20 protein-coding genes are annotated in these 17,763 nt (G+C 67.4%); 12 read left to right on the plus strand and 8 right to left on the minus strand.

Features of this window, described 5'->3' with window-relative positions; translation table 11 throughout:
* A partial coding sequence (locus AB0E69_RS26205) for a hemopexin repeat-containing protein (protein WP_360151255.1) occupies positions 1 to 370 on the minus strand: 370 nt, incomplete at its 3' end.
* Positions 371 to 692: 322 nt separating this feature from the next.
* On the opposite strand from AB0E69_RS26205, the gene AB0E69_RS26210 reads away from it, so the two are divergent.
* The 3 genes from AB0E69_RS26210 to AB0E69_RS26220 all read left to right on the plus strand — a co-directional run bounded on the left by AB0E69_RS26210 (position 693) and on the right by AB0E69_RS26220 (position 4,904).
* Complete coding sequence (locus AB0E69_RS26210; protein ID WP_360151258.1) at positions 693 to 878, plus strand: hypothetical protein; 186 nt, start codon at positions 693 to 695, stop codon at positions 876 to 878.
* A gap of 163 nt (positions 879 to 1,041) precedes the next feature.
* A complete protein-coding gene (locus AB0E69_RS26215; RefSeq protein WP_360151261.1) occupies positions 1,042 to 1,344 on the plus strand; it encodes a hypothetical protein in 303 nt (100 codons plus the stop codon).
* Positions 1,341 to 4,904: a choice-of-anchor D domain-containing protein gene (locus AB0E69_RS26220; protein WP_360151264.1), complete on the plus strand. Its 3,564-nt coding sequence runs from the start codon at positions 1,341 to 1,343 to the stop codon at positions 4,902 to 4,904. Before AB0E69_RS26215 ends, AB0E69_RS26220 begins: the two co-directional genes overlap by 4 nt.
* Here AB0E69_RS26220 and AB0E69_RS26225 read toward each other — a convergent pair.
* Positions 4,825 to 5,469 carry a hypothetical protein gene (locus AB0E69_RS26225; RefSeq protein ID WP_360151267.1) on the minus strand — a complete coding sequence of 215 codons (645 nt, stop codon included), beginning with the start codon at positions 5,467 to 5,469 and terminating at the stop codon, positions 4,825 to 4,827. The two genes, AB0E69_RS26220 and AB0E69_RS26225, sit on opposite strands and share 80 nt — an antisense overlap.
* Positions 5,470 to 5,550: 81 nt before the next feature.
* Between AB0E69_RS26225 and AB0E69_RS26230 the strand changes: the two genes are divergently transcribed.
* Positions 5,551 to 5,997: an Lrp/AsnC family transcriptional regulator gene (locus AB0E69_RS26230; protein WP_360151270.1), complete on the plus strand. Its 447-nt coding sequence runs from the start codon at positions 5,551 to 5,553 to the stop codon at positions 5,995 to 5,997.
* Here the strand turns inward: AB0E69_RS26230 and AB0E69_RS26235 are convergent, their stop codons facing one another.
* A complete protein-coding gene (locus tag AB0E69_RS26235; protein WP_360151273.1) occupies positions 5,998 to 6,357 on the minus strand; it encodes a cupin domain-containing protein in 360 nt (119 codons plus the stop codon).
* A 102-nt stretch (positions 6,358 to 6,459) separates the two neighbouring features.
* On the opposite strand from AB0E69_RS26235, the gene AB0E69_RS26240 reads away from it, so the two are divergent.
* Positions 6,460 to 7,341, plus strand: coding sequence for an MBL fold metallo-hydrolase (locus AB0E69_RS26240; RefSeq protein ID WP_360151276.1), 882 nt, complete (start codon positions 6,460 to 6,462; stop codon positions 7,339 to 7,341).
* 121 nt (positions 7,342 to 7,462) lie between these two features.
* On the plus strand, positions 7,463 to 8,083 hold the full coding sequence (locus tag AB0E69_RS26245) for a LysE family translocator (protein WP_360151278.1): 621 nt from the start codon (positions 7,463 to 7,465) through the stop codon (positions 8,081 to 8,083).
* Here AB0E69_RS26245 and AB0E69_RS26250 read toward each other — a convergent pair.
* Both AB0E69_RS26250 and AB0E69_RS26255 read right to left on the minus strand, forming a co-directional pair.
* Positions 8,063 to 8,875, minus strand: coding sequence for an alpha/beta hydrolase (locus tag AB0E69_RS26250; protein WP_360151281.1), 813 nt, complete (start codon positions 8,873 to 8,875; stop codon positions 8,063 to 8,065). The two genes, AB0E69_RS26245 and AB0E69_RS26250, sit on opposite strands and share 21 nt — an antisense overlap.
* Before the next feature lie 127 nt (positions 8,876 to 9,002).
* Positions 9,003 to 10,334 (minus strand): hypothetical protein, encoded by a 1,332-nt coding sequence (locus tag AB0E69_RS26255; protein WP_360151284.1) that lies wholly within the window; start codon positions 10,332 to 10,334, stop codon positions 9,003 to 9,005.
* A gap of 243 nt (positions 10,335 to 10,577) precedes the next feature.
* On the opposite strand from AB0E69_RS26255, the gene AB0E69_RS26260 reads away from it, so the two are divergent.
* Together AB0E69_RS26260 and AB0E69_RS26265 are read left to right on the plus strand one after the other, a co-directional pair.
* Positions 10,578 to 11,072 carry a SigE family RNA polymerase sigma factor gene (locus tag AB0E69_RS26260; RefSeq protein WP_360151287.1) on the plus strand — a complete coding sequence of 165 codons (495 nt, stop codon included), beginning with the start codon at positions 10,578 to 10,580 and terminating at the stop codon, positions 11,070 to 11,072.
* Positions 11,069 to 11,947, plus strand: a complete 879-nt coding sequence (locus AB0E69_RS26265) for a hypothetical protein (RefSeq protein ID WP_360151290.1) — start codon at positions 11,069 to 11,071, stop codon at positions 11,945 to 11,947. Before AB0E69_RS26260 ends, AB0E69_RS26265 begins: the two co-directional genes overlap by 4 nt.
* Before the next feature lie 50 nt (positions 11,948 to 11,997).
* On the opposite strand, the gene AB0E69_RS26270 is transcribed toward AB0E69_RS26265, so the two are convergent.
* Positions 11,998 to 12,513 (minus strand): ATP-binding protein, encoded by a 516-nt coding sequence (locus AB0E69_RS26270; protein ID WP_360151293.1) that lies wholly within the window; start codon positions 12,511 to 12,513, stop codon positions 11,998 to 12,000.
* A gap of 71 nt (positions 12,514 to 12,584) precedes the next feature.
* Here AB0E69_RS26270 and AB0E69_RS26275 point away from each other — a divergent pair, with 71 nt between their 5' ends.
* On the plus strand, positions 12,585 to 13,166 hold the full coding sequence (locus tag AB0E69_RS26275; protein ID WP_360151296.1) for a helix-turn-helix domain-containing protein: 582 nt from the start codon (positions 12,585 to 12,587) through the stop codon (positions 13,164 to 13,166).
* Here AB0E69_RS26275 and AB0E69_RS26280 read toward each other — a convergent pair.
* Positions 13,163 to 13,792, minus strand: a complete 630-nt coding sequence (locus AB0E69_RS26280) for a flavin reductase family protein (protein ID WP_360151299.1) — start codon at positions 13,790 to 13,792, stop codon at positions 13,163 to 13,165. The two genes, AB0E69_RS26275 and AB0E69_RS26280, sit on opposite strands and share 4 nt — an antisense overlap.
* A gap of 179 nt (positions 13,793 to 13,971) precedes the next feature.
* Here AB0E69_RS26280 and AB0E69_RS26285 point away from each other — a divergent pair, with 179 nt between their 5' ends.
* Positions 13,972 to 14,559 (plus strand): hypothetical protein, encoded by a 588-nt coding sequence (locus tag AB0E69_RS26285; RefSeq protein ID WP_360151302.1) that lies wholly within the window; start codon positions 13,972 to 13,974, stop codon positions 14,557 to 14,559.
* 51 nt (positions 14,560 to 14,610) lie between these two features.
* Here AB0E69_RS26285 and AB0E69_RS26290 read toward each other — a convergent pair whose 3' ends face one another.
* Positions 14,611 to 15,252: a helix-turn-helix domain-containing protein gene (locus tag AB0E69_RS26290; protein ID WP_360151305.1), complete on the minus strand. Its 642-nt coding sequence runs from the start codon at positions 15,250 to 15,252 to the stop codon at positions 14,611 to 14,613.
* 111 nt (positions 15,253 to 15,363) lie between these two features.
* Here AB0E69_RS26290 and AB0E69_RS26295 point away from each other — a divergent pair, with 111 nt between their 5' ends.
* On the plus strand, positions 15,364 to 16,809 hold the full coding sequence (locus tag AB0E69_RS26295) for an MDR family MFS transporter (RefSeq protein WP_360151308.1): 1,446 nt from the start codon (positions 15,364 to 15,366) through the stop codon (positions 16,807 to 16,809).
* Positions 16,810 to 16,861: 52 nt separating this feature from the next.
* A complete protein-coding gene (locus tag AB0E69_RS26300; protein WP_360151311.1) occupies positions 16,862 to 17,737 on the plus strand; it encodes an alpha/beta fold hydrolase in 876 nt (291 codons plus the stop codon).
* Positions 17,738 to 17,763: the final 26 nt, after the last annotated feature.

Below are 17,763 nucleotides of genomic sequence, written 5' to 3' on the forward strand. Positions count from 1 at the left end.
CTTTGAAGAAGTAGCACTTCGTGTGTGAATAGAGCGCGGCGTCGATACCGTTGGCGCCGAATCCGGCGGGCCATCCCCAGTTGGAGATCGGGGCCGGGTATCCGGGGTCGACTGTTCCGGGACCGGTGTCGCCGCGGGTGACGCGGATGTATTCGTTGCCTTTGAAAAAGTAGCACTTCGTGTGTGAATAGAGCGCGGCGTCGATACCGTTCGCACCAAATCCGGCCGGCCAACCCCAATTGGAGATCGGTCCTGGGTATCCCGGATCCACTGTTCCGGGACCGGTGTCGCCACGTGTGACGCGGATATAGCGACTGCCTTTGAAGAAGTAACACCGGGTACGAGAGAACAACGCCGCGTCGATTGCCATACTGGTGCCCCCCACTCATTGGGGGCGGGAGTAGCGAGATCAGACGTTTGATGTCGGTTGCTTCCCTGCAGGCACACGTACGTGCCTCCCCCTGGGGGCAGTCTCTGCTCGCTAAATATGCCTGTCAATGCCTTATGGTGGTTATTTCAGAGGCGGCCACGAACAAGTTGCTGCTGTCAATCACGAAACGACTGACTCAATGCACGGAAAGCGCGTTGCCAGGGCATTGACTGGTGGGACGGCGCAGAGGATTCTGCAAAGAGGAGGGTGGGATCGGGGGTGGGTTGTGGGGCGGTTCTGGGGTGTGACGGTGCTCGGGGTGGTGAGTGCTGTTCTGGGCGGGATCACCTTGATCTGGCAGGAGTGGATCGAGTTCGTTTTCGGGGTGGATCCCGATCGGGGTGACGGGTCGCTGGAGTGGGTGATCGTGGCGGTGCTGGCCGTGGTGGCGGTTGGCTCTGGTCTGGTGGCGCGGTGGGAGTGGCGGCGTACTCAGGCTGCGTCCTGAACCGTGCGGTGTTTGCCGGTTGGTGGGGGAGGAGGCGGCTATGCCGCCGAGGAAGCGGACAGGTCCAGGGCAGGGTTCGGCCGGTCGCGGTGGTCGGCGTGGTCGCGGTTCCGGCGGAGAAGGCGGCGAGCCTGAGCTGACCCGCAATCCAGACGCTGATCCGGTGCAGGTGCATCGGGAGTATGTCGAGCGCAGGATCGGTGGTGGGGCGCCGCCGACGAGCGACGCGTACGCCGAGGCCTTGGCGGAGTTTCACGAGATTCCGGGGGCGATCCGGCTGCCTGCGTCCGAGGCGACCGCGGACACCGTACGTCGGCGTACCCAGCAACCGGGAGAGCCCGAGGAGACCGAGTCAGACCAGGCCGCAGCCGAGGAATCAGCCGCCGCTGACGAAACGGCCGCCGGTGCCGAGGAAGCCGTTGAGACTGAGGCCGATACCGGCGGAGTGTGGGAGTCGGAGCGATGACGCTCGTCGGCACAGTCTGGGCGCCCCGAGGTCCGAGCCCGATCTCCGAGGGAGCCCGCCGAGACAACGGCTTGACCTCCGCGATCGTGGTCCATCCCAACGACGAGCAGATCGTCTACCAGGGCACGGCCGGTGGCGGCGTCTGGCGCACGGTGGACGGTGGCACCCACTGGACGCCGCTCTTCGACCGCCAGCTGTCCTTGGGGATCGGTGAGCCGTACGGCATCGCGATCGACCCGAACGACAGCTCCACGATCTACGTCGGCACCAGCGGCCGCGTCACCCCGCAATCGGCGGCCGGGCTCTATAAGTCAGTGGACGGCGGTTCGACCGTGGTCCGGATGGGCTCGGGATTCCCGGCCGGGAACCTCGGCAACGCGGACCAGTTCTTCACCCAGTCGATCAACGTGATCATCGTCGACCCCGCGGACTCGCGGATCGTCTACCTCAGCAGCAGCTCGGGCGTCTTCCGCTCCACGGACGGCGGCCTCAACTGGACCCGCGGTACCGGTAGCAACGGCGACGCTCGCTCCCTCGTCCTCGACACCAGTTCTCCAACGGCAGCGCGGATCCTGTACGCCGGTGTCGCCGGCCGCGGCGTCTTCCAGTCGACCGACGGCGGCCTGAACTGGACGGCGATCCTCACCGGGACGACCCCAGTGGTCGCCGCCGCGATCGGCGCTGCTCCGCGAACCTTCGGCAAGGTGGTCGTCGACCTCGCACCGCCGACCTCACCGCCGGCAGCAGGCGGCGTTCAGGTGCTGTACGTCGCGCTGGCCGGACGAGGCGGTGCGCCGGATCCGGTCGGGTTGTTCATGAGCACGGATCAGGGCGCGACCTGGACCCAGCGCTCCGCGACCGGGATGCCGACCAATACCCAGGGCGGTTACAGCTTCCACTTCGCGGTCGACCCCGCGTCCCCGGGTGACGGCAGCGGAGACATCATCTACTTCGGCTGTGTCGGGCAGGCGCGATCCACCGATGCGGGCGCGACCTTCACGGGAATGGCCGGTCTGCACCCGGACACCCACGCCTGGGCGTTCTCGCGGCAGCCCGCCCCGGCGCCGTCGACCGTGTACTGCGGTAACGACGGCGGCATCTCGCGCTCCACCGACGGTGGCTCGACCTGGACGTCATTGACGTCCGGCGGCCTTCAGACCGGTCTGTTCTACAACCTCGACGTACGCCCGGACGCGACGGCGAGCGTCTCGGTCGGAGCGCTGCAGGACAACCAGATCGAGACGACCAGCGGCGGTACCGGTCTTGGCTGGGTCGGCACCAACGGCGGCGACGGTTGGGACGTCGTCTACGACGGGCAGATCGCCGGCCAGATGTACGCCACCAGCGGCTTCTGGTCGCCCCCTCCCTGCACCCGGGTCTGGCGCTCCACCGACGACGGCGTGAACTGGTCCGAGATCACTCCGTGGGGAACCACTACCGACGCCGGCTGCTACCTGTCCCCGCTCGCCACCGATCCGAGCAACGGCGGCGTCGTCTATGCCAGCGGCAACCAGAACCTGTGGCAAAGCCAGGACGGCGGCGGTACCTGGCGAATCGTCGGCTCGTTCCCCGGCGCCGGACAGGTCTCGGTCGCGCCGAGCGACGGCAACCGGGTCGTCGTCGCGGTCGGACTTCGCGTGTTCGTCTCGAGCGACGCGTTGGCGGCCGGTACGCCGACCTTCACCGACATCACCCGCAACCTGCCGAGCCGGTCCGTACTGCGCGCAGCCTTCGACCCGGCCGATCCGACCGTCGTGTACGCCGTACTCGGCGGCTTCGACGGCAGCGGACCTGGCCAACGCGGCCACGTCTTCCGAACCACCGTAGGCGGTACGGCGTGGGCCGACGTCTCACCTCCAGTCAACGTGCCCCACGGCGCACTCGCTCTCGACGGCACGGCGACCCCGACGACGATCTACGTCGGCACCGATCTCGGCGTACTGCGTTCCATCGACCGCGGGGTGTCGTGGAGCGTCCTCGACGACATCCACTTCCCGCGCGTGCCGGTCACCGATCTTGTCATCGGCGCAGCCAGCGGCACCCTGCATGCCGCGACGTACGGCCGTGGCGTCTTCACCTTGACCACGCCGGACCATCCGGCGATCGCGGTCAACCTCGAGGCCAATCTCGACTTCGGCACGGTCTGCGACGGGACCCGCTACCTGACCCTGCAGGTGTTCAACGTCGGCGGTGGGACGCTGCGCGTCGACAGCGTCCAGCGCAGCCTGGGCTCCGCCGGATTCCGGGTCCTGCCCGCACCCGGTACGCCGGTCACGATCCGCGCCGGCGAAGAGCTCGACTTCACGGTCGCCTTCACGCCGACCACACCAGGTACGGCGGAGGCCGCGACGATCCGGATCCGGAGCAACGACCCAGGCGCGCCCGTCGTCGACGTACTGGCGACCGGACTGGGCGGCGTGGCCGATCTGCAGGTCGTCATGCCCGACTGGGGTGACTTCGGTGCCGTCTGCCTCGGCGAGTTCGTCGACCGCGACCTCGTGCTGAACAACGCCGGCCCCTGCTCGTTGCGGATCAGCCGGATCACGTCGTCGGCGGCGGAGTTCGAGATTCCGAGTGTGACGACGTACCCGCTCGTCGTCGCGGCCGGCGCGTCGATCGACGTACCGATCCGGTTCCGGCCGTCCGCGCGCGGAACCGCGAGTGGACTGTTGCAGGTGTTCAGCAACGACCCGTCGAGTCCGGCCTCGGTCCGGCTGCGCGGGACCTCGCTGCCGCCGCGGCTGGTGTTGTCGATCGCGGACTCCGGAGACTTCGGGGCGACCTGTGTCGGCGACTTCCACGACGAGGCGCTCACGATCGCGAACAGCGGCGACTGCCTGCTCACCGTCACCGAGCTGAGCTCGTCGGATCCCGCGTTCATCGTGCCGGAGGTCGACGCGCTACCGCTGACAGTCCTGCCCGGCACCGCGGTCGAGCTCACCCTTCGCTTCCAGCCGGTGGTCTTCGGACCCGTCGGCGCGGTCATCACTGTCGTCAGCGACGATCCGGGTGGCCCGCGCACGATCGACGTACGTGGCGTCGCGCCCAGCGGGGTCATCGCGGTCACCGGAACCACCGACTTCGGCGGCGTCGAGCTCGGTACCCACGCCCGCCAGGCGATCGCGATCTGCAACGTCGGCGACTGCGACCTGCACGTCACGCACGTCGGCTTCGCACCACCCTGCCCGTGCGACGCGGTCCGTCACCACGGCTGCGGATGTGGGTGTGGCGGTGGCGAGCACGACCACCACGAGCCGGAAGAGTCCGAAGGCGGGAAACACCACCATCATGGGTCCGACCAACGATGTCTGAACTTCCGGATCCTGAGCAACCCGTTCCCCGCCGTCGTGCACCCGGGCTCGTGCCTCGAAGTACTCCTGGAGTACGTTCCCACCTGCGACAACTCGGCCTGCTGCGAGCTCGTCATCCACAGCGACGATCCCGTGCACCCGACCGTGACCCGCTTCGTCACCGGTCACCTCAAACGGACCCTGCGCTCCGCCCTGAAGTGCTGGGCCGCCCAAGAACTGAACACGATCCTGGAGGCCGGCCGCTCCTAGTCGTGCTCGATGAGGTTCGGGCCAGCATCAGGAGGCTGGCGATGACGCCGGTTGTGCCGAGGGTGATCAGGCGGACGTCGCTCTGCAGGAGGCCGAAGGTGAGCCAGCAGGTGAGTTCGCCGAGGACGAGGGCCCAGGTGCCTCTGGAGATGCCGGTGGGATGCTCGGTGCGGTACGCCGTCCAGAGTGACGGCACGACCTGCACGATCGCGGCGCCGGCCAGCAGGCCGCCGAGTCCGACGCGGCCACCGATCACAGCAGCGAGGACCAGTAGCCCGACCCAGCCGCCGATCCACGGGATGGAGCGCCGGCTCAACGCGCCACGGCGCACGAGCATCACGGACAGCGTTCCGGCGAGCAGCGAGGCGGCCGTGGACGGCGCGCCGGCAGTCCAGTATCCCGAGGCCATGAAGTAGCCGAACCAGGCCGCGTTGTTGATGCTCGTCAGCGTCGCCCACGCCCACGACACTCCAGCCGTGTCGCCGGTCCGCCGAAGCTTGAGGAGCTGAGGGAGGTACTGCGGGATGCCGAAGCAGGCGGCGACGATCGGGAGGAGATCCAGCATGACGCAATTTTACTGCTCAAACCGAGCAGGATGTTTGCCAATATGTGCTCATTCAGCGCCTCAGGTGAGTAGAATCGTGTCATGGATGCGATCGACCGCAAGATTCTTGCGGCCCTCCAGCTCGACGGCCGCCTGACCGTCACCGACCTGGCCCAGCACATCGGCCTGAGCGCGGCACCGTGCCACCGCCGCCTGCGCGAGCTGGAGCGTACGGGCGTCATCCGCGGCTACCGGGCCGTGATCGACGGCGCGGCGGTCGGCCACGGCTTCGAAGTACACCTGGCCATCACGATGGACGCGGAGGCATCGGTCGAGGCCTTCGAAGCCGGCCTGTCCGAGATCCCCGAGGTCGTCCACGCCGACCGCCTGTTCGGCGAACCCGACTACTTCGTCCGCGTGATGACCGCCGACATCGAGTCCTTCCAGCACCTCCGCGACAGCAAACTGTCCCGCCTGCCCGGCGTCCAGCGGCTGGTGTCGACGATCGTCATGAAGAAGGTCGTGGACAACCGGCCGCTACCTACCTAGCTACTCGCCGACGACCTCCCGGTCAGCGGTGGAGAACGCGATCATCAGCACGGCGGGTTCGGTACCGACGTTGCGGGCGTTGTGCACCGTGCCCGCCGGAATCGAGATCGTGTCGCCCGCGGACATCGGCAGCTGCTCGTCGCCGAGCCGGTGGTCGATCGTGCCGCTGATGACGTGCAGCACCTCGTCGCAGTTCGGGTGGAAGTGCGGCGGGTTCTGCCGGCCCGGCTCGATCGTGCAACGACCCACCGTCATGGTGTCGGAGTTGCCGATCGCCCCCGACACCATCCACTCGAGCCGGCCCCACTCCTGGGGGTCGACGACAACTTGGTCGGACGGGGTCAGTCCACCACGGCCCACGATGTGCTCCTGACGTCGGGTGTTTCGTTGGGAGCCATCTTGCACGGTGGGCCGGTCGCCGAACCTTCTGAGAGCTCGGCGTCCCGGTTCTAGGATGCGCGCATGATCGATTTCGGCGTGGGTGCGGCGGGGGCCGGGGATCTCGAGGTCGCGTGGCATCCGGGGTGGCCGTCGGCCAAGCACGATCCGGCGCCGGAGATCCAGGTGCACTTCTACGACCCGCACACGGTGATCCTGCGACAGAACAAGTCCGTGAGTCACGAGGCGCCGTTCCTGTTCCTGCTGTTCGGCAACTCGCGGGCCTTGCTCCTGGACACCGGCGCGACCGCGGACCCGGCGTACTTCCCGCTGCGCCGGACGATCGACCAGCTGATCACCGACTGGTTGGCCGCCAACCCTCGCACCGGCTACGGACTGACGATCGCCCACACCCACGGGCATGGCGACCACGTGGCCGGCGACGAGCAGTTCGCCGATCGGCCCGACACGGTTGTGGTCGGGACGTCCGTGGACGACGTCATCGCATTCTTCGGCCTGGACCAGTGGCCGGACGGCGCCGCGACCGTCGACCTCGGCGACCGAGTGGTCGACGTACTGCCGGGGCCCGGCCACCACAAGGCCGCCGTGATCTTCTACGACCGCTACACGCAACTGTTGTTCAGCGGGGACTCGGTCTACCCCGGCCGTCTGTACGTCGAGGACTGGCCAACGTTCACCACGACCATCGATCGCCTCGTCGACTTCTGCGCCACCCACCTCGTCAGCCACGTCCTCGGCTGCCACATCGAAATGACCACGACCCCCGGCCACGACACGATGATCGGCTCCACCTACCAGCCCGACGAACGTCCATTGCAACTGACGGTCGACCACCTGCACGCCCTGCAGTCCCTCCTCAAGCACTCCGAAACGACCCCAGGCACGCCACCCTTCGGAGAGATCACCACTTACCCCCACGACGACTTCATCGTCTGGCGCTTCTGAATCAGCGAATCATCAACCAAATCTATGAATCTGCTCGATAATTGACATTAGACCTATGGGTCAGCGCGGGCACATCCTTGATCCAGCAGCATCCGGCTGGAGACAGGGAAAGGACCCTGAAATGACCACTTTCGTCCTCGCGGCCCTGGTACTGATCATGATTCCGGGACCCGATCAAGCGTTGATCACCCGCAACTCCCTGGCCGGTGGGCGGCGAGGCGGTCTGCTAACGATGGTCGGGGGCGCGCTCGGTCTGACGGTCCACGCGAGCGCGGCGGCTCTGGGCTTGTCGGCGCTGCTGCTGGCGTCGGCCAGGGCGTTCGCCGTACTCAAGATCGTTGGAGCCATTTACCTGCTCTGGCTCGGAGTGCAGACGCTACGCACCGCGGCTCGCACCCGACGGGCCGCGCAGGAGGAGCAAACCCCCACGGCGCCACGGCGGCCGCGAGCCTATGTGCGGCAGGGTTTCCTCGCGAACGCCCTCAACCCCAAGGTCGCCCTCTTCTTCGTCACCTTCCTGCCGCAGTTCCTGACCGGCGACGCCGGCTCGACCAGGGCCGAGGCACTCGTCCTGTCGGCAATCTTCGCCGCCCTGTACCTGAGCTGGTTCAGCCTGTACGTCGCAGCCATCAGCCGCCTCGTCCGCTGGCTCCTACGCCCCGCCATCAAGTCCCGCATCGAACGCGTCACCGGAGCCGTCCTGCTCGCGGTAGCCGCCCGCCTAGCCCTGGCCACCCAGTGACGCAGACCGGTGGTGGTCGAGGAACGTGGTGAGTTCCGCGACGTACTGGGGGCGGTTGTCGCGGTGGATTGAGTGGCCGGCTCCGGGGATGTGTACTGCGTGGAAGTCGCCGGCCGCTGCTTCGGCGCAGCGGGCCGCGTAGTCGGGGGAGATCAGTGAACCGCGATCGGTGTCGCCGTGGATCAGTAGCACCGGGCACGTTGTCGCAGCCAGCAGGTCGGTCAGCGGCGCCGCCTCCTCGAACGGCAGGTCGAACAGGTGCGGGTTGACCTGCGCCTTCGACACGGCCCAGGGCTCGAGCTCGTCCTCGGGCCAGCCGGGATCCGCGGAGCGACCCCGCGCGATCCGTGCCGGCAGATCGAGGGCTCGCAGGTCCGCGAGCCATTGGGGCTCGGACCACGAACCTGCCGGTTGCTCGCGCCGGCCGCCGGGCGGCGGGTCCTCGAGCACAACTGCACGGACCAGCTCCGGCCTCGACGCGGCCAGATAGGCGGCCGCCATCGCGCCCATCGAATGACCGACCACGACGACACCGCCGTCCCGGGGCTGGCTCGACAGCACGAGAGCGGCGTCGTCGCGATGCCCGGCGTACCGGATCGGTTCGTCCGGAAGGCCGGACTCGCCGTGCCCGCGGGCATCGATCGCGAGCGCCCGGATCCCCGGCAGCTCGCCGAGCAGCGGCTCCCAGCACCGCGCCGAGTCCGAGAAACCGTGCAGGAACGCGACCTCGGCCGCCGCCTCGCCGGTCCGGTACCACGCCAGATGGGCCGTCTCGCCTCGCACACCGAACATGGTCCCGAAGATAACCGAGTTTTTTGCACAGAACGGTCATTGTCTCGAAATGCGAATGATTTCCTGGAAAAGGCCCGGAGGTTATTGGCGCGCGACCGCCACGGGGATGGCGGTCGCGCGCGGATTGTCAGCCCTGGAAGTACGCGCCGGGGAAGTCGACCTGCGATCCGGGGGCCGGCTGGATCTGGTCCTCGTCCGGTTCGGTGGCCAGGTAGCCGATGACCGGGCAGTCGATCAGAGCCTTGGCGCTGCCGAACGTGCTTCCCCCGGGCCCGGTCAGGAGGTCGGGCCGCTCAGCGGCCAGCTTGAGGATCTTGAACTCGTCGGTCTGGCGAGTGTCGAGGCCCTCCTTGATCGCCTTCGGCGTCCACTCGATGAACTGCGCCTCCCACAGCGGGCTGTACGCGGACCGGCGGTTGTTCTCGGTCAGGGTCGGGAAGTCGCCCTGGACGTTCAGCGCGTCGCCACCCGCACGCAACGCCTCGAGCAGCGCGGTGTTCTTCAGCGACGCATCCTCGGCGGCGTGACCGTCCAGGATGAGGTGGGCGAGGCCCTGCGCCTGCGGGTTGTTCGCTCCGGTCTGACCGTTCACGAACGGGAAAATGCGTTCGCGGACGCTGCCCAGGAAGTCGTCGCCGCCCGCGAAGGCAGTGGCGTTCAGGGCGGGCACGTACGTCGAACGCTCCAGTACGGCGGCCGCCTCGTCGCTGGCGTCGGTGGAGATGTAGAGAATCGGCTTGCCGGAGTCGAATCCACGGACCAGCAAGAGATCGACGGACGCGCCGTGGAACTCCGCAGGCTTGGTGTTCTTGGCCGCCGGGTGAACGGCGAGGACGCGGTCGGCGGTGTTCGTGTGGTGCTCGACATCGAACGGGCCGTTGCCGACGGCCACGATCGGCGCGTTGTAGACGGTCTGGGAGCCGGCGATCCGGATGAACGGGCTGTACTTCGCGTCGCCGACGGCCCCGGCCGCAACCTTCGCTGGCGGGAAACCGGTCGGGCCGGCCGTCAGGACCCGGGTCGGGCCGAAGTCCGGGATACCGGCGAAGTGAACCGTCGCTTCGCCGAAGACATTGTCCTTGCCGCCGCTCAGGGTGACGTCCTGGACACAGGTGGCGCAGCCGATCGACGCGTTGGCCAGCTTGGGGGCGTAGTTCAGCCCGAGGTCTTCCGCCGCACCTTGGTCCGACGCCTCGGTCAGCACGTACCACACGGTCTGGCCCTTGAAATCGCCCTTGTGCAGCGGCAGCCGTACGTACTCGTCGTGCAGGTCGACCTTGACCGCGCTCGGCAAGATCGTCTTGGCCCGCGGCAGGACCCCGGACGTGGTCGATGCGACCGCGGTGGTGGCAGAGGTGGAGGCCCGCGCCTGGACTGCGATCGCCGTGACGGCAGCCGACGCGGCCACCAGTCCGATGACGGAACGGCGAATCGCGCGGTGGCGACGATGGATCTGCATGAATGCTCCTTGTGCATCACAGGGGAAAAGAATCAGCATTCGCGAACCTAATCCCGCCGGATGCGCCGACCTATTAACCCGGTCTTACAACTCCGCCGCCGCGTTGCAATCTCCATTTGTTAAGGCAGAGGTAACCAGGCACCGGTCCTCCAACCCGACCAGGCAGCACCCGAGTCCGGGGGCATGCAACCAACTTCTGGGTCGTCGGCGTGTCTAACCCCGAGATCGAGGATCGGAGAGCAGATGACTGATCGGGACGCCGCGTTCGAGGCCTACTTTGCGGCGCGTTCCGATGCCATGCGCGGTACGGCGTACCTGCTGTGCGGCGACTGGCATCGTGCGGAGGACCTGGTCCAGCAGACGTTCACGAAGATCTACCTGGCGTGGCGTCGGATCCAGCGGCACGAGGCGATGGACAACTACACCAGGCAGACGCTCGTACGGACGTTCTTGTCCGAGCGGCGCCGGGGGTGGTTCCGCTTCGAGTCGGTGGGGTCTCCGCCGCCCGAGGGGGCGGTGTCGTCGGGCGGCCAGGCCGACCAACGGCTCGTACTGCTGGAGGCACTCGCGAAGGTGCCGCCGAGGCAACGCGCCGTACTGATCCTGCGGTACTGGGAGGACCAGTCCGTCGAGCAGACGGCCGCGCTGCTCGATTGCTCTACCGGAACTGTCAAGAGTCAGGCCGCGCGTGGGCTGACAACGCTGCGCGGTGTGCTGGAAGAGGAGAGGGTTCGATGAACGAAGAGGATCTCAACGAGGCATTGCACGACGTGATGGTGCGCAGCAGCCCGCCGTCGTCGATGGATCCTGCGCGCGCTCTCGAGCAGGGCCGCCGGGCGCAGAAACGGCGCAGGGCGGCCTGGGCGGGAGTCGCTGCCGTGACGTTGGCGGTTGGGGCCGCGACCGTTCCCACACTGATCGCGAACTACAGCGGCAGCCGGTCGGTGGGCCAGATGGTGGCCGGTACGTCGCAGCCAGTGGCGACGGGGAAGCCGTCCGCCAGTGTGCCGCCGGTGTCCTCCACCGTGGCTCCGACGACGCGGAAGTCCAATGACCCGTGGCCGGAGGGCCAGGTGGACCGTACGGCGACCGCGGGTCCGCGCGCCACTCGGGCGGTGACGCTGATGGGCGACCTGAGCTCGTCATTGCCGCCGGGGTTCAGCGCGCCGGACCTGAAGTACTCGGACGGTCGCCCGATGAGGTGGCCACAAAGCCAGTACGCGTCCAATGACGGGGAGCGGGACTACTGGGAGTACATGGCCACTATCCCAGTACAGAAGGACGACCAGGTCGGCCAGTTGCTGGTGCAGTCGACCACGCCCGACGGGAAAAAGGCGACGGACCCGTGCACGCTGGCGAAGAGGTTCTGGGGCGGGACCGGTGCTTGCACCATCACGAACGTCGGCGGCAAGAAGGTCGGCGTACTCACCACCAACGGGCGCGGCAGCTACGACCAGTGGGCCGCGTACCGCTACGACGACGGCACCGTCGTGTACGTCGCGCAAACCAAGAAGTCCGACAACCCGGAGCTGTCACCACTGACGCAACCGGTCTTCACGCCCCACCAACTGGCCGAACTGGCAACCTCACCAAAGTTCAAGATCAGCACGTGACCCACACGCCGCGGACACCGTCGCCGACGGTGTCCGCGGCGGCGCACATGTCAGCTCAATGCGGTGGTTAGTTCCTGATAGGACACGTCGACCGGGCGGGTGGTGTCGAGGACGAGGCGAGCGTCGGTGCGCGGTTCGTACTCAGTCATCGTTTGGTGCACCTGTGGCCACGAGGGATAGGTCCAGCCGGGAAGATCGCTGGCTCGGGTCTCCACGCGGTGGCGGTGCTCGGTGGTGTCTGGACAGACCGTTTCGATGACCACGTGGTCGGCGCCGACGGCCGTCGCCAGGTCTCGCCAGCCGTTGCGGGCCTCGGTGACCGGGTTGACGGCGTCCGCGATTACGGTCAGGCCGCGCCGGAGCTGATTCGCGGCGACGTCGTGGGCCACGCTGTACGCGGCGATGCCGGTCTGCTCGGGAGTCAGCCCGTTGCGGCGCATGGCACCTTCGATCTCGTCGATGCGCAGCCAGACCGCCTTGGTGTCAGCGGCAAGCCGGCGGGCGAGTGTCGACTTACCGGTACCGGGCAGGCCGCCGAACTCGAGCAGCAGTCCTCTGTGAGACATCCTCGACTCCTCCAGTCGCTTTACATCCTGTATAGTGAGTCGCTGTACACGGTGTCAAGGAGGATCAGTAGTTGAGTACAGCCGGCCGACGTGCCGCTGCGATCGCGGCAACCCGCCGCGGCATCATCGATGCCGCCCGGGAACTTCTGGCCACGCAACAGTGGCAGCGCTTCACCGTCGAGGCTGTCGCCAACCGGGCCGAGGTGACCCGCGTGACCGTCTACAACCAGTTCCACTCCAAGCGCGGGCTGCTCGACGGGGTGCTGGCCGACCTCACCGACCGTGCCGGCATGGACCAGCTCCTGACCGACACACAGGATCTGAGCGCCGGCGAGGCGTGCGCGCTGATCGTGCGGCGGACCTGCCTGTTCTGGCACTCGGAGCGCCAACTCCTCCGGCCCCTGTTCGGCCTGGCCGGCGCCGACCTCGAGGTCGCGTCCATCCTGACCCAACGCGAAGAATGGCGCGGCAATCAGCTGCGGCACCTCGTACGGCGCCTCACGACAGAACCACCCTTCGACCAGGCAGACGTACTCGCCGGCGTCATCGCCGTGACCTCGTTCCCCACCTACGACGCGCTGGGCCCGCTCGCCGACGACCCAGCCCGCGCCGCCCTACTCGTCAACCACCTGGTCCGCAGCCTCACCGGCTAGTGCGTGAGTGCCGGCATCCCCCAGCCCGCGGCGAGCGAGGACGGCCGCGCGTTCGTTCCGCCGGCGAAGTACTCGGTGAACTTCATGATCAGCGGGTCCCAGGCCAGCGGGTCGAAGTGGTGCTTGTGGCCGGGCAGGAGCAGCTTCTCGTCGACGTGCGTCGCCAGTACGGCGGCCTCCATGGCCCGCAGCCCGGCGTCGGCCGAGTCGATGGAGTGGATCGCGCGTACCTCGGCCTCCATCTGTACCGGGCTCTCGGCAACGGCCAGGGGTCCGTCCGGAGTGAGTTGTACGGGCGTGAGACCGGCGGCCGCGAACTTGTCCGGCTCGTACCGGTAGCTACGCGCCTTCTTGTACCCCGGAACGTCGCGTCGGCCCGTGAGCAGTGCGAGCCGATCGATGGCATCGACCATCGGGAGGTCTACCAGGTTCAGCACGCACAGCGGTCGCTCGGTGAGGTTGTGGACGGTCTGCGAGTTCACGCTCATCCCGAGCATGGCGGTCCGTCCGACCCACCACGCGGACGACATCGGTGCCGCGTTGGTGGTGCCGTCGTCGTTCAGCGAGCTGATCAGCACCACTGGCGTGCCGAAGTACAGCATTTTGGGTTCAATGGTGCGCATCATCAGTCTGGTCCTGTCTGGTGGTGGGCTTCACGGATAGAACGCGGTCCGGGCCGAAGGTGTGAGTGCGACCGCGGTTCTCGACAAACCGTCCACCGGGCGCGTAGCGTTCGAGGCACCGCGAGCACGAGGTCCAACATGTGGCCTTGCCTGGCTCGCGGATTTCTGGTTGGACCTCCGCCATGAGCACCACGCCTTACCGTCTCGACCATCTCCGTCGCGACGGACGCTTACTCACCCGATTCGCCCACCAGCTGACCGTCGCCTCCGGCGTACCCGTCGGTTCACGCTGGAACCCCAGCCACTCCGACCCGGCGAGAGCCTGGCAGATCGCCTGGTGGAACGGGCCGACCGTCGCGCTGATGCGCTTCCTCGCCGCCGACCTGGCCGGCAGCGTCGTCGGTGTCGCCATCGAGGATCTGCAGTGGAGCCGGACCATCACCCCTGATGCGTTCGCGCTCGCACTCATTACCAACGTCCGGGCCGGCCGGCCGCCCCTGGGCGCGCACGCCACCTGCGGGCAGTTGATGGCCGCGCTCGAGCAGATCGATCATCCGCAGCGAGGTACGTCGCGTGACGTGCAACTCGCGCGCCGGCTGGCCCGGCTCGGAGATCACCTCGAGCACGGCATGGTCGCGTTCCTCCAGCACTACGGGCTGGCCGGCCTCGGCGAAGGTCACCTGCCTGTCCAGGGCAACTTGTCCGTGCTGCGGGAGCTGCAAAACGACGACGGCCACAACCGGCTGCGCGGCGACTCCACTTCTGCATGACCTGCTGACGAAGACCTGGCCGCGAGTATCGGTCGGCCTGACTCGTGATGATCAGCGTCGTCGCGAAGCGGCCTTGTTGCCGATGGGGTGTGGGTCGGGGATCTGGGGGGTTGCTTCGCGGAGCCAGCGTTCGAGTGCGGTGCGGGCGGCGTCCTGGGGGAGTCCGTTGACCAGCTGCCGGGTCTCGGGGCAGGTGAGAGAGCGGACGATGCCGACCAGTTGGATGGCGTGCAGGCGGTGGGTGGGAGTGGGATCGGCGCCGTCGTACGCGGCCAGCGCTTTGGTGATCTTGTCCTCGTAGTCGACCCACATGCGCAGCAGACCGGACCGCAGGGCTTCGGACTCGCCGTACCCACGGTGAAAGCCCTCGATGCCGCGACCGTCGGTGTCATCTGCCAGGGCATCTTTGAGTACGCCGGTGACGGCCTCGGCCGCACTCGTCCCGGGCGCGCGCTCCGTCAGCGCGCTGAGCAGCGCGTCGATCAGCCAGGTGTCGGTGAAAACCAGGTCTTCCTTGGACCGGAAGTAGACGAACAGTGTCTTGACCGACACGTTCGCCGCATCGGCGATCTCCGCCACCGTGACGTTGTCGAACCCGCGCTCCTCGAACAACCGCTCGGCCGCGGCCACGATCGCGGCCCGGTTCAGCGCCTTCTTGCGCTCACGCAGCGGCAGCGCCGCCAGGTCACCCATCCGGCCATCCTACACTCGTTCACCTTTCGCGGTGCAAGGCTATCTCGCGCTTGACTATAAAAGGTAAGTGACTTACCTTCGAATGGAAGTTACCTATCTGGAGGTGAGTCGATGTCGTTGCCCGAAGTGACCCAACGCCGCGCGCCGGCAGCGCGCGGGCTGGTCGTGCTGATGGTCCCGTTGATGCTGGTGCTGTTCATCTCGAACCTGGACCAGACGATCGTCGCGACCGCGCTGCCGAGCATCGGCCGCGATCTCGGCGACCTGGCCGGCGCCTCGTGGATCGCGACGTCGTACCTGCTGACGAGCGCGGTGACCACGCTGATCTTCGGCAAGCTCGGCGACATGTACGGCCGGAAACGGATCTTCCAGTTCTCGATCGTGGTCTTCCTGGCCGGATCGGTGCTCTGCGGTACGGCGCACAGCTTGCTCTGGCTGGTGTTGTTCCGGGGACTGCAGGGCGTCGGTGGCGGTGGACTCAACTCGTTGGTGATGGCAATCATCGGCGACCTGATCCCGCCGCGGCAGCGGTCGAAGTACCAAGCCCTGCTGGGCATTGTCGCCACGCTCGCCCTGATTGCCGGGCCCTTCCTGGGCGGCCTGTTCTCCGACGAGCTGTCCTGGCGCTGGATCTTCTACCTCCACATCCCGATCGGTATCGTTGCTTTGGGCATCGTCGCCACCCGGCTGCACCTACCGCGATCGGCGCGGCCGACCGGCCGGGTCGACGTGTGGGGCGGCCTCCTGGCGACCGTCTTCACCACTGGCGTGATGCTGTTCACCACGTGGGGTGGGACGCGGCATGCGTGGAGCTCGCCGCTCATCCTGGGGCTGATCGGCGGCAGCGTCCTGACCCTGATCGCCTACCTGGTGGTCGAACATCGCGCGGCCGAACCGATCACTCCGCTGCACCTGTTCCGGAGCAGTGTTTTCAACATCGCCGCCGTACAGTTCCTGATCGCCACCCTCGTGCTGTTCGTGGCGATGCTGTACGTGCCGTTGTTCCTGCAGACCGTCCAGCACAAGACTGCCTTCACGGCAGGCCTGTACGTCATTCCGATGCTGCTCGGCCTGGTCGCGGCCACCGCGGTCGCCGGTCCGCTGATCGCGCGCAACGGGCGCTACAAGCCTTATCCGATCATCGGCGCCGTACTGACCGGAGGTGCGATGTGGGTGATCAGCCGGGTCGACGGACAGACTTCGGCGATCGCGCTCATCGTTCCGCTGGTGATCGCGGGTGCGGGCATCGGCCTGTTCGTCCAGGTATCGCTGCTCGCCGGGCAGAACGCCGCCGCTCACCGCGACCTGGGTGTCGCCACCGGAACACTCAACTTCTTCAAGTCCATCGGAGGAGCCTTCGGCGCAGCCCTCTTCGGCGCGATCCTGACTGCCCGGCTGACGACCACAACCCAGGTCGACGCCTTCCGGACCGTGTTCTGGTGGACCGTCCCCTTCATGGCGCTTTCCCTCGTCCTCGCTCTCGTCGTCCAGGAGAAGCCCCTCTCCGACGAAATGAAAGAAGTAGCCGAAGGCAAGACCGAGGTCCCGGAGTACTGAGCAGTTGGAAAATGTCGGCGCTCGGTGGTCGGTAGCCATTACAGTGCCCGGCATGGTGGGTGCTGACGAGCTATTCGTGGACTCCGGGCCGCTGCGGATCTGGACGGAACGAATCGGAGATCCGGCTCGGCCTGCGGTGCTGATGGTGATGGGGTCGGCTGCTCAGGGAGTCCTTTGTCCTGACGCGCTGGTCGATCGGCTGGTGCAGCGTGGGGTTCAGGTGATCCGGTTCGATCATCGAGACACCGGGCGGTCCAGCGTGGTCGACTTCGATGCGCACCCGTACACGATCCCGGACCTGGCTCGCGACTGTCTGGCTGTGCTGGACGGTTATGGACTGAGATCCGCCCATGTGGCCGGCACTTCCCTCGGCGGCATGATCGCGCAGTGGCTGGGGGTGCATGCGCCGGACCGGGTCCGGTCGTTGACGCTGATGTCCACCTCACCGATGGGTCATGATCCGAGTACGGCGTGGGCGCGGGCGCAGGCGGGGGAGCCCGCCGACCCGGATGATCTGCCCCCGCCGTCATCCGCGTTTCTCGCGCATCTGGCCGCCGGGCTGCCGCCGGGTGTGGAGACCGACCTGGCCTTGTTCAGGATCTTCAACGGGCCGGTTCGGCCGTTCGACGAGCCGGCGGCCAGGGCGATGCTGGAGCTGGCGCTCTCGCGGGCGACCGACCCGGCGGCCGCGGCCAACCACGGCCGAGCGGTGTGGATGGACGCCCCTGACCTGCGGGCCCCGCTGTCCTCGATCACCGCACCGACCTCGATCGTGCACGGAGACCAGGATCCGGTCTACCCACTCGCTCACGCGGAGGCCCTGGCGGCCGCGATTCCAGGCGCAGTACTCCACGTCGTCCCCGGAATGGGCCACATCACGACGTCCCCCGGCCTCCCCGAGCAGGTCGCCGACCTGATCCGCCTCTGACCCGCCTCGACTGTGGCCGGAACGGC

Origin of the sequence: Kribbella sp. NPDC026611 (assembly GCF_040638345.1) — a bacterium.
In the GTDB taxonomy this organism is placed as follows: domain Bacteria; phylum Actinomycetota; class Actinomycetes; order Propionibacteriales; family Kribbellaceae; genus Kribbella.

What these genes read in the sequence shown, in the direction of transcription:
- AB0E69_RS26265 (WP_360151290.1), top strand. Translation starts at nt 11,069, where the DNA reads ATGAACGAAGAGGATCTCAACGAGGCATTGCACGACGTGATGGTGCGC.
- AB0E69_RS26250 (WP_360151281.1), bottom strand. Translation starts at nt 8,875, where the DNA reads ATGTTCGGTGTGCGAGGCGAGACGGCCCATCTGGCGTGGTACCGGACC.
- AB0E69_RS26230 (WP_360151270.1), top strand. Translation starts at nt 5,551, where the DNA reads ATGGATGCGATCGACCGCAAGATTCTTGCGGCCCTCCAGCTCGACGGC.
- AB0E69_RS26240 (WP_360151276.1), top strand. Translation starts at nt 6,460, where the DNA reads ATGATCGATTTCGGCGTGGGTGCGGCGGGGGCCGGGGATCTCGAGGTC.
- AB0E69_RS26220 (WP_360151264.1), top strand. Translation starts at nt 1,341, where the DNA reads ATGACGCTCGTCGGCACAGTCTGGGCGCCCCGAGGTCCGAGCCCGATC.
- AB0E69_RS26280 (WP_360151299.1), bottom strand. Translation starts at nt 13,792, where the DNA reads ATGATGCGCACCATTGAACCCAAAATGCTGTACTTCGGCACGCCAGTG.
- AB0E69_RS26225 (WP_360151267.1), bottom strand. Translation starts at nt 5,469, where the DNA reads ATGCTGGATCTCCTCCCGATCGTCGCCGCCTGCTTCGGCATCCCGCAG.
- AB0E69_RS26295 (WP_360151308.1), top strand. Translation starts at nt 15,364, where the DNA reads ATGTCGTTGCCCGAAGTGACCCAACGCCGCGCGCCGGCAGCGCGCGGG.
- AB0E69_RS26260 (WP_360151287.1), top strand. Translation starts at nt 10,578, where the DNA reads ATGACTGATCGGGACGCCGCGTTCGAGGCCTACTTTGCGGCGCGTTCC.
- AB0E69_RS26285 (WP_360151302.1), top strand. Translation starts at nt 13,972, where the DNA reads ATGAGCACCACGCCTTACCGTCTCGACCATCTCCGTCGCGACGGACGC.
- AB0E69_RS26255 (WP_360151284.1), bottom strand. Translation starts at nt 10,334, where the DNA reads ATGCAGATCCATCGTCGCCACCGCGCGATTCGCCGTTCCGTCATCGGA.
- AB0E69_RS26245 (WP_360151278.1), top strand. Translation starts at nt 7,463, where the DNA reads ATGACCACTTTCGTCCTCGCGGCCCTGGTACTGATCATGATTCCGGGA.
- AB0E69_RS26300 (WP_360151311.1), top strand. Translation starts at nt 16,862, where the DNA reads ATGGTGGGTGCTGACGAGCTATTCGTGGACTCCGGGCCGCTGCGGATC.
- AB0E69_RS26290 (WP_360151305.1), bottom strand. Translation starts at nt 15,252, where the DNA reads ATGGGTGACCTGGCGGCGCTGCCGCTGCGTGAGCGCAAGAAGGCGCTG.
- AB0E69_RS26270 (WP_360151293.1), bottom strand. Translation starts at nt 12,513, where the DNA reads ATGTCTCACAGAGGACTGCTGCTCGAGTTCGGCGGCCTGCCCGGTACC.